The sequence below is a fragment of the Actinophytocola xinjiangensis genome (assembly GCF_001921215.1).
In the GTDB taxonomy this organism is placed as follows: Bacteria; Actinomycetota; Actinomycetes; order Mycobacteriales; family Pseudonocardiaceae; genus Actinophytocola; species Actinophytocola xinjiangensis.
Genome location: NZ_MSIF01000045.1, coordinates 20,601 through 34,074, shown reverse-complemented (window position 1 = coordinate 34,074; position 13,474 = coordinate 20,601). Strand labels below are relative to the sequence as shown.

Here is a 13,474-nt window from a genome sequence, read left to right as displayed (position 1 = left end):
GCGCGGCGGCGGCTGGAGAAGGCCGGCCGCGGGCGGTCGGTCGGCAGGGCCAGCGGGGGCGCGCCGGCCAGCCGGCGCCGCCAGTAGCGCACGTCCTCGGCGCGTACGCCCTGGTCGTGGCACCACTGGGCGGCGTCGGCGTAGCGCGGTGCCGGGCCGTCCTGGCGGCCGAACAGGTCGCGCACGACCACGTCAAGGGAGACGCCGTCGAACACGACGTGGTGCACGTCGAGGTACAGCGCGCCGGCGGTGAGCAGCGCGCGGGGCAGCACCGGCTCGGCCGGGTCGAACGGCCGCACGAACGCGGCGACCGGACCGTCCACACCGAACTCCGGCTCGACACCGGTCACCGGGCGCTGGCGCACCACGCCGCCGCTCACCTCGAACCGCATCCGCAACGCGTCGTGCCGGGCCACGGTCGAAAGGAACGCCGAGCGCAGCCGGTCGCGGTCCACCCCGGCCGGCAGGCCGATCCGGACCGGGACGTTGTAGGCCAGTGAGGACGGGTCGGCGTGCCAGATGGCGTACAGGCCGCGCTGCTGGGGATGCAGGTCGGCCGCGCCGGACACGGCCGGGATGGCCGGCGGCGGCGCGGTCCGGCCCCGCGCGACCGCGCCGGCCAGCTGGTCGAGCGTGCGGGCGGCGGCGGCCGTGCGCAGCGGGACCCGCACGCCGGTCTCCCGGTGGATCCGGCCCAGCAGCACGCCCAGGCGCAGCGAGTTGCCGCCGAGTTCGGCGAAGTCGGAGTCCGGTCCGATCGCGGTGGCCGGCACGTCCAGCACCTCGGCCCACAGCCGCGCCAGCACCCGGTGCCGGTCGGTGAGCGGGGCGGCCGGGGCGGCGACCGGCTCTGGCAGCGCCGCGGCGTCGACCTTTCCGTTGTCCAGCAACGGGAACCGGTCCAGCACGACGACCGAGGCCGGCACCAGGTAGCCGGGCAGGGCGGCGGCGAGCGCGGCCCGCAGCGCGCGGCCGGTGTGGCCGGGGGCGACCGCGTAGGCGGCGACGTACCGGTCCCGACCCGGCGCGCCGGCCACCCGGCAGAACGCGTCACGCACCCCCGGCAGCCCGCGCAGCGCGGCGACGATCTCCTTGAGCTCCACCAGGTTGCCGTTGACCTTCACCTGGTCGTCCCAGCGGCCGTGGAAGTGCAGCACGCCACCGGAGTCCTGGTGCACGCGGTCGCCGGTGCGGTAGTAGCGCCGGCCATCGACGTACACGAACCGGTCCCGGGTCAGCGCCGGCTGGCCCAGGTAGCCCCTGGCCAGGCCCGCGCCGCCGACGAGCAGTTCGCCGGTGGTCCCCGGCCGCACCGGGGCGCCCCGCTCGTCGCGGACCAGCACGGTGGTGCCGGCGATCGGCCGGCCGACGGGCAGCGGACCGGTGTGGCCGCGCGGCACCGGGTACACCGAGGTGAACGTGGTGTTCTCGGTCGGGCCGTACCCGTTGCACACCAGCAGGTCCGGGCAGTGCCGGGCGACCGCCGCGACGTGCCGGGGCGAGACGACGTCGCCGCCGGTGAGCAGCACCCGCAACCCGGCGAACATGCCGGGGTCCTCGTCGGCCATCCGCGCGAACAGCGGCGCGGTCAGCCACGCGACGCTGATCCCGTTGTCCCGCAACGCCCGCGCGTAGCGCCACGGCACGACGGCGGTCTCCTGGTCGGCCACGCACAGGGTGGCGCCGTGCAGCAGCGCGCCCCACACCTCGAACAGCGCGGCGTCGAACTCCGGCGCGGCGGCGTGCAGGAACGTGTGGTGGCGGCCGAAGTCGAGGTAGTCCTGGCCGGTCACCAGGCGCAGCACGCCCCGGTGCTCGATCATCACGCCCTTGGGCCGGCCGGTGCTGCCGGAGGTGTACATGACACAGCACAGCGGCGAGCGGTCGGCGCACACCGGCGGGGTCGCCGGCGCCGGCCCGTCGAGGTCGGCGACCCCGAGCACGATCACCCCGCCGCCGACGGCGCCGGCCACGGCGGCCCTGGTCGACGGCGCGGCGATCACCACCCGCGCGCCGGACAGCGCGACCACCTGGGCGATCCGCCGGGGCGGGTACTGCGGGTTGACCGGCACGTAGGCACCGCCGGCGAGCACCACGCCCAGGGTCGCCACCACCGACTCGACCGACCGTCCATACGCGACACCGACGACGGTCTCCCGGCCGACGCCCAGCGCCGCCAGGCCACCGGCGACCGCCGACGCGGCCGCGTGCAGCTCCCGGTAGGTCAGCGACCGGCCGTCGTGCACCAGGGCCACCGCGTCCGGGCGCGCGGCCACCTGGGCGGTGAACCGGTCACCGACCAGGTCAGCGACCGCGTCGGCCACCGGTTCCCGAACCGGTGACGGCATCCCCGTCATACCAACACACCCCCAGCCCTCTGGCACAATTCCGGCGTGATCCAGGACATCGAGCGCGGCACCACCGTGACCTTCCCCGACGGCACGTCACGGGGGTCCTCGACGGTCGTCGCCGCCTTCCCGGCCGGCACGCGCACCGGCGTCGTCACCGACGTGACGCCGTTCCACCCGGTGGACCACACCTGGCCCGACCACCCGGCCGACCACGGCACCGTCACCGTCGACGGGCGCCGCCACGAGATCGTGGACTGCGTCATCGGCGCCGTCGAGGACGGCACGGACACCGTGCTGCTCGGCCGGGACATCCCCGTGCGGCGCGGCGCGGCGGGCTGGCACTGGCTGGTGGTGCACCTGGTCGACGGCCCGTTCCCGCACCGCGACGGCGCCGGGGCCGACCTGGTGGTCGACGGGCGGCGCCGGGCCGCGCTCTCGGCCGGGCACACCGGCTGCGAACTGGTCACGCTGGCGATCAACGAGGCGTTCGCCGGCCGCTGGCGCAAGGAGGTGCCGGTGGACGTGCTCGGCAACCCCGACTTCGACGGCCAGGCGATCACCACCTCGGCGATCGTCCCCGGCGGCAGTGTGGACACCTACCGGCTCGGGAAGTCGTTGCGCAAGAAGGGTTTCGGCACCGACGGGCTGGCCGCCGCGTTGCCGGAGGCCGCCGCGGCGGTCACCGCGCGGCTGACCGGCTGGGTCGCCGAGGACGCCCGGGTGTGGGTCGACGCGCCCGAACCCGGCCTGACCGACCGCCGCTCGTGGTGCTGCGCGCTCGGCCAGGGCGAGGTCAGGGTCGCCTGCGGCGGCACGCACGTGACCAGCACCGGCCGGCTGGGCGCGGTGGCCGTCACGCTCGACCTGTCCGACGACGGCACGACGCTGGTCGCGCGGACCACGGTCTCGCCGGCGGGCTGACTGTCCGTTCAGGACGCACCGCCTTCCAGCGCGAGCCGCCGGATGGCGCCGAACGTGCCGTCCCGGTTGAACTCGTCGAGGCCCACGGCGATGCCGTGCCGGTCGCGCAGTACCGACACCAGCCGCAGCGCCAGCAGCGAGGTCCCGCCGACCTGGAAGAACCCGGTGTCGTCGGTCGGCGCGACGCCGGTCAGCTCCCGCCACACCTCGGCGGCCCTGGCCACCGGGTCGGTGTCGGTGCTCACCGGCGGCAGCGCCGCGTCCGGCGCGTCGACGGTCGCCACGACCAGTTCGCGGTAGCGGGCGGCCAGCGCACCGATCCGGTGCGCGGACAGCCGCCGGCCGTCGTACTGCAGGCTCAGCCGGGGCTCGCCGGTCGCCGCGTCGACCTCGAAGTCGACGGCGAGGCTGAACGCCACGTCCACCGGGCCGCCCAGGTCGTTGGTCAGCACCCTGGTCCCGCCGGGCCGCTCACCGAGCCGGTGGAACCGGGTGTAGTTGACGAACACGTCGAACAGCGGTCCGGAGTGGACGGCGCGTTCGATGTCCGGCAGCGGCACGACGTGGTGGCCCATCAGGTCCCGTTCCGCGCGCCACAGGCCGGCGGCCAGGTCGGCCGGCGAGCGGGTGCTCAGGCGGGCACGCACCGGGACGGTGTTGAGGAACAGGCCGATCGTGCGGTCGTCGCCGTGCTCGCCGGCGCGCCCGCTGACCACCAGCCCGGTGACCACCTCGTCGCGGCGGGTCGCCTCGCCCAGTGCCCGCAGGTGCACGGCCAGCAGCAGCGACTTCACCGGCACGTCGTGCCGGTCGGCGACCTCGGCCAGGCGGGCGCCGACGCCCGGGGGCAGCGGTTCGACGTGCAGGGTGTCGATGTGCGGGACAGCGGCCTGGTCGTGGCCGCGTCCGCTGGCCAGGTGCAGTGGCGCCACCCCACCCAGCGTCGCGCGCCAGAACGCCAGCGACTCCTCGCTCTCGCGCGCCTGCCGTTCCAGCTCGACGAACCGGTGGTAGGGCTGGGCCGGCGCCACCACCGCGTCCGGGTCGTCGTACCTGGTCAGCAGCTCCTCAAGGAACAGGTGCAGGCTCCAGCCGTCGATCACGCCGTGGTAGTTGGTGACCACCAGGGTGAACTCGTCGTCGGCGGTCCACAGCGCGCGCAGCCGCAGCAGCGGCGGTCGGGCCCAGGCGAAGGGCAGCGCGCGTTCCTCGGCGACGACCTCGGCCAGCCGCCGCACCCGCTGCCGCTCGTCGGCCGAGCGCAGGTCCTCGGCGGTGAACGGCACCCGCACGTCCCGGTGCACCAGCTGCAACGGCTCGCGGTAGTGCCCGAGGTCGAACCCGGTGCGCAGCACCGGGTTCGCCGCGACCGTCCGGTCCAGTGCGGCACGCAGCGCGTCGGCGTCGAGCCGGCCGTGGACGCCGTGCACGGTCACCACGTGGTACGTACCCCGGTCGCTGGTCAGCTCGCTGTGGTAGAGCATCCCCAGTTGCAGGGCCGAGATCGGGTAGGCGTCCTCGATGTCGGGGCCCAGGGCGGCGCGGTCCTCGGCGTGCAGCAGCCGGAACGCCTCGGCCGGGGCGGCGGGCTCAGCGCCGGCCAGCGTGGCGCCGCCCTCGGTGGCGAGCTGGCGGATCGTCGGGTACTTGAAGACGTGCCGCAGCGGGAACGTGACGCCCCGGCGCTGCGCGGCGGCCCGGACCCGGATGCCACGGATCGAGTCACCGCCGAACCGGAAGAACACGTCCTCCACACCGAAGTCCTGGCGCCCCAACACTTCCTGCCACACCTCAAGCAGAATCGCCTCCACCGGCCCGTCCGGTTCGGCGACGGTCGAGGCGGTGGCCGGGGCAGGCAGCGCCGCCCGGTCCAGCTTGCCGTTGGCGGTCAGCGGCAACGCCGCGACGACGGTCACGGTCGCCGGGACGAGGTGCTCGGGCAGCCGCTCGGCCAGCCAGCCGCGCAGGGTCTCGCCGTCGACGCCGACCGGCGCCGGCCGCGCGGGCACGGCGGGGCGCACGGCGGCGGGACGGACGGCGTGCACGGTGTGCCGGTCGGTGCCGACCAGCGCCTCCTCCTGCTCGGCCACGACCCGGAAACCGTGGTGTTCCAACAGGTCGACGACCTCGGCGACCCGCCCGGCGGTGGCCGTGCCCGGCGCGTCGTGCACCTCCAGGGTGACCTGGCGGATCATCGGCCAGTGCCGGTCGGCCAACCCGCGCAGCACGTCCACCTCGGCGCGCTGCACGTCGACCTTGAGCAGGTCGACCCGGTCGACACCGGTCTCGTCGAGCACGTCGCCCAGCCGGCGCAGCCGCACGGTCCGCTCGACGCCACGGAACCGGTCGGCCAGCAGCTCGTCGGCGTTGGCCAACAGCTCCTGGGACCGTTCGTTGGCCAGGAACCGTTTCACCACACCGATCTCGGCGGCCGCGTCGGCGTAGCCGGCCAGGCCGGACATCATCGAGTAGCCGGGGTAGTAGGTGAACGCCTCCACCCCCTCGGCCGCACCCAGGCCGTAGGGGTACACCCGCGCCGCCACCCCGTGGTTGGCGAGGTTGGCCCGCAGTGCCGCGCACGCCTCGGTCAGCGGCTCGAACGCGTGCAGCCGCACGGTCGGGCAGACCGCGTGGGCGAACAGCGAGAACATGCCGATGTTGGCGCCGACGTCGAACACCACGGCGTCCTCGGGCAGGGTGATCCCGCCGCGCAGGTAGGCCTGCCGCACGAAGATCTCCTCGTGCAGGTATCGGGTCTCGTGCGGGTTGAGGCCCTCGACCCGGTCCAGGTCCAGGCCGATGCCCCGGCCGGGGACGGCGTAGGCGCGCAGCGCGGTGCCGTCGTGCACCACGGCCGCGCGGGTGATCGCCGGGTGACCGGTCAGCGTCACCTCGATCTCCCCCGGCTCGACGCGGCGTCCGTTGACCTTGACCTGGTCGTCGGTGCGGCCGAGGAACTCCAGGTCGCCGTCGGGCCGGTGGCGCACCAGGTCGCCGGTGCGGTAGACGCGGTCGCGGGTGCCGTCGGGCAGGGTGACGGTGACGAACCGGGCGGCGGTGGCCGTCTGGTCGCCGAGGTAGCCCCTGGCCAGCTGCGCCCCGCTCACGCACAGCTCCCCGGCGACGCCCAGCGGCACCGGCGCGAGACGCTCGTCGCACACCCAGGTCCGCACCCCCGGCAGCGGACGGCCGATGGTGGGCCGGGTGCCGGCGGTGACGACCGCGACCGTGACGTCCACAGTGGACTCGGTGGGGCCGTAGAGGTTGACCGCCCGCACGTCCAGTGCCGCCAGCTCGTCCCACAGCGCCGGGTCGAGCGCCTCACCGCCGAGCAGCAGGGTCGGGGGCAGTACCCGGCCGGCCCGGTCGTCGAGGATCGCGCGCAGGTGCGTCGGCGTGCAGTCCAGGACGTCGACCCGGTGCGCGGCCAGGTGGTCGAGCAGCGCGGGCGGGTCGCGGCGCAGCTCCTCGCCCAGCAGGCACAGCGTGTGCCCGCCGGCCAGCTGGACGAGCTGCTTGACCGACGAGTCGAAGGTGAACGGCGCGTTGAGCCCGATCCGCAGGCGTGGCCGGTCGTACACCGTGCCGGCCAGCCCGTGGTACAGGTTCGCCGCCGCCGCGTGCTCCACCACGACCGGACGCGGCGTGCCGGTGGACCCGGAGGTGAACATGACGTAGGCGGCCCGCTCCCCGGTGATCACCGGCCGGGGTCCCGGGACGGCGTCGGCCACCCGCCGGACCTCCAGCGGGCCGTCCCCGCCGACCGTCAGCCGCGCGCCGACCAGCCCGGCGAGCCGGTCGCGCCGCGCGGGCGGCTCGGCCGGGTCGACCGGCACGTACACCGCCCCGGCGCGCAGCACCCCGACGAACGCGGCCACCGTGCGCCAGGACCGCGCCGCCACCACCAGCACCGGATCCTCCGCGCCGGCACCGGCCTCGACCAGTCGGTTCGCCAGGTCGGTCGCCGCCGCGTCCAGCTCGGCGAAGGTCAGCGTGCCGTCCGGCGCGACCACCGCCTCGGCGCCAGGATCGGCGGCGATCCCGCTGTCGAGCAGGTCGACCAGCACTCCCGGGGTGCCCGCGCGGGTCCCGGCGAACTCGACGAGCCGCTCGGTCTCGGCCCGCCCCAGCACCACCGGGGACCCACCGGCGCGCAGCGCGTCGAGGATCGCGCACACGGTGTCCAGCAGGCGGGGACCGGCCGGTCCGCTCACCGACAGCGTGAGCCGGTCACCGGCACGCACCGCCGTCAGCATCGGCACCCCGGGCAGCTCCGGCGGGTCGACGTCGACCTCGGTCGCGCCGAACGCGGCCAGCCCGGCCAGGTCGGGCAGGGTGGTCATGGCGAACCCGGCGGCCACGTCCGGCCGCTCCAGCGGGTGGATCACCACGCCGGGCCCGGGATCCGGGGTCACGGCCGCCACCAGGTCCTCGCGGGTCGCCGGCAGCGGCAGTGGCAGCGGTAGTGGCACCGCCACCTCGACGAACGCGCCGAGCGGGCCGACGACCTCGCCGGTGCCCTCCACGCCCCGGCCCGGCTCGTAGCGGGCCAGCGCCAGGGTGCCGGTGCCCTCGGCGTGCCGGGCCACGGCCAGCGCCCACGCGGCGAACACCTCGGTCTCGGTGGCGTCGGCGACCGTGCGGGGACCGGGGTCGGAGCCGGGCAGCGGGGCCACGTCGACCGCGCGCACCACCGGGCCCGCCGGGGCGGGTGGGCGCTCGTCGGCGAAGTTCTCGGCCAGCCACTCGGACACGTCGAGGAACTGGGTGCGCTCCGGGTCGTCGGGCAGCCGGCCGCCGGCGTAGACCGTGGCCAGCTCACCCAGCAGGATCCCCAGACTGGCCTGGTCCAGCGCGGTCGGCAACGCGGTGAGCAGCAGCGTCGAGCCGGACAGCGTGAGCCGCAGCGGCTCGACCTGGTGGGCGGAGGCGTCGTGGTCGGCGACGAACACCGACACCTCCTCACGCGGCGCCTGCGCCGGCACCCGCAGCCCCGGGTGCTCGGCGATCCGCAGGCGCAGCGCCTCGTGCCGGGCGGTCACCACGCGCAGCGCGTAGGCCAGCCGCTGCCGGTCGACCCCCTCGACGGTGACCCGCGCGCGCAGCACCCCGCCCCGGCCGGCGTTCCACACCGCGCGCTGGACCGGGGAGAGCCGGTACCCCTCGAACGTCCTCACTCAGCAGCCTCGATTCACGTAGAGGTCCGACATCGCGACCAGCACCCGGCGCGCGCCGGTGAACGGCTCGCGGCCGTGGGTGGCCAGGAAGTTGTCGACCACGAGCACGTCGCCCGCGCGCCACGGGAACGAGCGCGCGGCGGCGCGGTAGGTGTCGCCGACCAGGCCGACGACCTCGTCCTCGATCGGCTGGCCGTCGCCGTAGAAGGCGTTGCGCGGCAGGCCGTCCAGCCCGAACTCGGCGACCAGCGCGGCGCGGACCTCCGGCGGCGTGGTGGACACGTGGAACAGGTGCGCGTGGTTGAACCACACGGTCTCGCCGGTCCTCGGGTGCGTGGCGACGGCCTGGCGCACGGCCGTGGTGCGCAGGCCGTCCGCGCCGGTCCAGACGAACTCGGTGCCCGAGTCCCGGCAGTAGGCCTCCACCTCGGCCCGGTCACCGGTCTGGAACACCACCTGCCACGGCAGGTCCAGGTCGGGGCCGTAGTTGCGCACGTAGCGCACGCCGTGGCGCTCGAACCGTTCCCGGATCTGCGCCGGGATCAGCGGGAACACCTCGCGCTCGCTGGCCAGCGGGGTGCCGCCGCCGGACTCGGCGGCCAGGTCGCAGTAGAAGTACAGCAGGCTGGGCCAGTTGTGCGAGTAGGACATCTCGTGGTGCAGCGGGATCCACTCGTCGGAGGTGAACTCGGTGGAGGTGAACACCTTGTCCGCCACCTCGGTCCGGGGCGCGGCGCGCTCCAGGTAGCCCAGCAGCTCCGGGTCGATCGCCCTGGCACAGTCACCGAAGCCGGCGGCGCCGTCGACGGCGAACCCCCGGAACAGGACCGCGCCGTAGCGGTCGAGGTCCGCGCGGATCCCGGCCCGCGACTCGGTCAGCCACACCCGCAGGTCCAGCCCCGGCATCGTCGCCTCGACGCACAGCCCGAACGGCTCGTCGGTCAGGAAACTCCGGCGGGTCAGCTCGGCCGGGGCGCTCGCGCGGCGCCGACGCGGTCCGGCCGGGGCGCTCACGCCGTCACCGCCGAACGCGGGTCGGCCATCGCGGCCAGGATGCGCCGGGGCCCCCGGAACGGTTCCCTGGCGTGGGCCACGATCATGTTCTCCACCACCAGCACGTCGCCCCGCTTCCAGTCGAACGCCACGGTCTGCGCCTCGTAGGCGGCGCGTAGTTCGTCGACCACGTCGTCCTCGATGGACCGGCCGTCGCCGTAGTAGGTCTGGTAGGGCAGGTCGCGCTCGTCGAGCGCGGCCAGCAGCCCGGCGCTGACCTCCGGCGGCAGCGACGTCACGTGGAAGAACAGCGCGTGGTTGAACCAGGTCCGCTCGCCGGTGTGCGGGTGGCGGTGCACCGCCGGACGCACCTGGTGGGTGCGCAGCTGGTCCTCGCCGAGCCACTCGCAGTGGATGCCGGTGGCGCGGCAGTAGCGTTCGACCTCCTCGCGGGAGTCGGTCTGGAACGCCTCACGCCACGGCAGGCTGATGCCCGGCAGGTAGTTGCGCACGTAGCGCACACCGTGGCGTTCGAACCGGTCCACCACCGCCGGAGACAGCCTGGCGAGCACCGCCCGGCTGTCGGCCAGCGGGGTGCGCCCGCCCTCGGCCGGCGCGACGTCGCAGAAGAACACGATCCGCAGTGGCCAGTCGAGGGTGTAGGACTGCTCGTTGTGCAACACGATCGGCTGGTCGGGCGGGTGCTCGGTGGAGGTGTACACCCCGGAGCGCACCTCGGTCCTCGGCGAGGACCGCTCGCCGTAGCCAAGGACGTCGTCGGACAGCGCCGCCATCACCTCGCGAAAGGCGTCGGCGCCGGCGACCGCGAAGTCCCGCAGCAGCACCGCCCCGGCGGTGCGGCTGAGCCGGTCGACGGTGTCCCGGTTGGCCCGCACCCACGCCGCGGCGTCCAGACCGGGGGTCTGCGCGCGGACCAGCGCGGGCAGCGTCCGGTCCTGCCAGTCCCGCTGGACGAGGACCCCGGTGCGGTCGGCCTCCCGGCGGCGGATCAACGGCTGCGCCATCACGACTCCTTCGCTGCTGGCTCGGTCAGTTCGGCGAGCAGGGCGGTGTACCGCTCGTGCAGCGCGGCGATCGTGGCCGGCACGAACAGTGCGGTGCGGTAGGTCCACAGGGCGTCCAGGCCGTCGGGCCGCTCCCGCAGCCACAGCGTCAGGTCCAGCCGCGCGTGCGCCGGCTCCAGCTCCTGGCCCCACAGCCGGGCGGGCTCGCCCCGGTAGCCCGACCGGGTCGCGGTGTGCACCCCGAACGCGACCTGGACCAGCGGTGGGCGGTCCAGCCGGCGGGGCGGGCGCACGCGTTCCACGACACACTCGAACGGGACGTCCTGGTGGCCGGCGGCGAACAGCGCGGCCCGGCGGACCTCGGCGGCCAGGCCGGCCCGCTCCGGTGGGGTGCGGATGACCAGCGGGACGAGGTTGACGAAGCACCCGACGGCGTCCTGGGTCTCGGCGCTGGTGCGCCCGGCGAACGCGGTGCCGACGACCAGGTCGCGGCGGCCGGTCCACTCGGTGAGCAGCCTGGCGAACGCGGTGAGCCCGACCAGGTAGCGGGTGGTGGCGTGCCGGCGGGCGTGGTCGGTCAACGCGGCGGCGCCCGGGACCGGCGCCACCAGGTGCGCGCCGGCCGAGCCCTGTTCGGCCGGACGCGGCCGGTCGGTCGGCAGGTCCAGGGTGTCCGGCACGCCGCGCAGCGAGCCGGCCAGCCGCGCCAGCGCCGCCTGCCCGTCCACACCGGACAGCCAGGTTCGTTGCCGGGCACCGAAACCCCGGGCGTCGCCGGTGGCCGGCGGCGGCGCGGTGCCGTGGGCGCGGGCGTCGTAGCAGCGGCCGAGGTCGCCGACCAGGACGTCGAGCGACCAGGTGTCGAAGACGATGTGGTGCACGGTCAGCAGGACCCCGGCGACCCGCCCGTCCCTGGTCAGCAGGTGGAACCGGGCCAGCGGCGCCGTGGTCAGGTCCAGCGGCCGCGCCCGGGCGGCGAGGCGGTGCGGGTCCTCGTCGGCGGCCAGCGCGACCCGCTCGACCGGGACGTCGACGGCGGGGTGCACGTGGTGGGTGAGGTCGCCCTCGGCGTTCTCACCGAAGCTGGTGCGCAGCGCGTCGTGCCGGGCGACGACGTCGCGCAGCGCGCCGGTCAGGTGGTCGGGGTCGGCGGCGAACCGGGTCCAGATCACCGCGTTGACCAGGTACGCCGGGTCGTCGGGGGTCAGCTGGTCGAGGAACCACAGGCGCTGCTGGGCGTGGGAGACCGGCGACCCGGCGGACACCGCCGGCGGCGGTCGCGTGGCCGACGCGGCCCGCACCAGCGCGCTCAGGCCGGCGGCCGTCGGCCGGTCGAACAGCGCGGTCAGCGGCAGCGACACACCCAGCGCCGCCCGCAGCCGGGCGACGACCCTGGTGGCCAGCAGCGAGTCGCCGCCCGAGGCGAAGAAGTCGTCGCCGGGTTCCGGGCGGACCCCGAGAACCTCCTGCCACACCGCGGCGACGGTGTCCGTGTCGCTGTTCACGCCGCCGTTGGGGCGGTCCCACACCGGGTCGGGCAGGGCACGGCGGTCGACCTTGCCGTTGGGCGTGCGCGGCAACCGGTCCAGCCACACCAGCGTACTCGGCACGAGCGGCGCCGGCACCCGTTCCCGCAGGTCGGCCAAGACCCGCGCGGTGTCGGGCCGGGTGCCGTCGGCGACGACGTAGCCGGCAAGGCGCAGGTCGCCGGCCGGGCCGCGTACGGCCCTGGCGCTGGCGTGGTGGACTCCGGCGACGGTCGCCAGCGCGGCGGCCACCTCGCCCAGCTCCACCCGGTGGCCACGGATCTTGACCTGGTCGTCGGTACGGCCCAGGTACTCCAGCCGGCCGTCGGCGCGGCGGCGCACCCGGTCCCCGGTGCGGTAGAGCCGCGTCCCGGGGCGGCCGAACGGGTCGGGCAGGAAACGGGCGGCGGTCTCGGCCGGCCAGGCGAAGTAGCCCCGGGCCAGGCCCTCGCCGGCCAGGTACAGCTCGCCGGTGCCGGCCGGGCGCCACGCGTCGTCCAGGACGTGCGCGGTGGTGCCCGGCAACGGCCGCCCGATCGGCGGCGGGCCGGTGTCGTGCCTGGTCAGCTCGGCGACGGTGGAGTACGTGGTGTCCTCCGACGGCCCGTACAGGTTGAGCACCCTGGCGATCCCCGGGCGGCGCCACAGCCGTTCGGCCAGTGCCGGCGGGACCGGCTCGCCCGCCAGGCACACGGTCTCGACGCCATCTGGGACGGCGTCGGCGGCCAGCAGTTCGGTCATCGCCGATGGCACGGTGTTCACCAGCCGCACGCCCGCGCCGGGCGGCAGCGTCGCCAGTTCGAGCACGTCGCGGACCAGCACGAACCGCCCGCCCCAGGCCAGCGGCGCGAAGATCTCGAAGACCGACAGGTCGAAGCAGACCGACGTCGAGGCCAGCATCCCGCCCAGCTCCCGCGCCGAGAAGGTGTCCCCGGCCCAGCGCAGCCTGGCCACCGCCGAGCGGTGCTCGATCGCCACGCCCTTGGGGCGGCCGGTGGAGCCGGAGGTGTAGATCAGGTACGCGAGGTCGCGCGGCGACACCCGCACCGGCGGCGGGTGGACCGGCTCGCCGGAGGTGTCCAGGTCGTCCAGCCGTACCGGTTGCGCGCCGCCGAAGTGCCCGTCGGTGTCGGTCAGTACCAGCGACGCGCCGGAGTCCTTGGCCATGAACGCGACCCGGTCCGGCGGGTAGGTGGGGTCCAGCGGCACGTAGCACCCGCCGGCGTTGAGCACGGCCAGCAGGGCGACCACCAGGTCCGGGCCCCGGTGCAGGCACACCCCGACCCGGTCGCCGGTCGACACTCCCCGGCGGCGCAGCAGGTGCGCCAGCCGGTTGGCACGCTCACCGAGTTCCCGGTAGCCGACATCGGTCCCGCCGGCGCGAAACGCGATCTCGTCGGTGGCGCGGCCGATGCGCGCGTTGACCAGTTCGTGGACACAGCCGTGGTGGTCACTCGTGGTGGACCTGGACATACTCGTGG

The 13,474-nt window shown here is 75.4% G+C and carries 6 protein-coding genes; 1 reads left to right on the top strand and 5 read right to left on the bottom strand.

Features of this window, described 5'->3' with window-relative positions:
- Positions 1–2,357 (bottom strand): non-ribosomal peptide synthetase (locus BLA60_RS40990; RefSeq protein ID WP_154814973.1); only part of this gene is annotated, 2,357 nt, incomplete at its 3' end.
- A 36-nt stretch (positions 2,358–2,393) separates the two neighbouring features.
- Between BLA60_RS40990 and BLA60_RS40985 the strand changes: the two genes are divergently transcribed.
- Positions 2,394–3,272 (top strand): alanyl-tRNA editing protein, encoded by an 879-nt coding sequence (locus tag BLA60_RS40985; RefSeq protein WP_211289023.1) that lies wholly within the window; start codon positions 2,394–2,396, stop codon positions 3,270–3,272.
- 8 nt (positions 3,273–3,280) lie between these two features.
- Here BLA60_RS40985 and BLA60_RS40980 read toward each other — a convergent pair whose 3' ends face one another.
- From BLA60_RS40980 to BLA60_RS40965, 4 genes are read right to left on the bottom strand one after another with little or no spacing between them, the layout of a single operon-like run.
- Complete coding sequence (locus BLA60_RS40980) at positions 3,281–8,449, bottom strand: non-ribosomal peptide synthetase (RefSeq protein WP_075138503.1); 5,169 nt, start codon at positions 8,447–8,449, stop codon at positions 3,281–3,283.
- Positions 8,450–9,463, bottom strand: coding sequence for a TauD/TfdA family dioxygenase (locus BLA60_RS40975; protein WP_075138502.1), 1,014 nt, complete (start codon positions 9,461–9,463; stop codon positions 8,450–8,452).
- Positions 9,460–10,467, bottom strand: coding sequence for a TauD/TfdA family dioxygenase (locus BLA60_RS40970; RefSeq protein ID WP_084736168.1), 1,008 nt, complete (start codon positions 10,465–10,467; stop codon positions 9,460–9,462). The genes BLA60_RS40975 and BLA60_RS40970 overlap by 4 nt, the downstream gene beginning before the upstream one ends.
- Positions 10,467–13,466 (bottom strand): non-ribosomal peptide synthetase, encoded by a 3,000-nt coding sequence (locus BLA60_RS40965; RefSeq protein WP_075138501.1) that lies wholly within the window; start codon positions 13,464–13,466, stop codon positions 10,467–10,469. Before BLA60_RS40965 ends, BLA60_RS40970 begins: the two co-directional genes overlap by 1 nt.
- Positions 13,467–13,474 lie beyond the last annotated feature (8 nt).

What these genes read in the sequence shown, in the direction of transcription:
- BLA60_RS40970 (WP_084736168.1), bottom strand. Translation starts at nt 10,467, where the DNA reads ATGGCGCAGCCGTTGATCCGCCGCCGGGAGGCCGACCGCACCGGGGTC.
- BLA60_RS40965 (WP_075138501.1), bottom strand. Translation starts at nt 13,466, where the DNA reads ATGTCCAGGTCCACCACGAGTGACCACCACGGCTGTGTCCACGAACTG.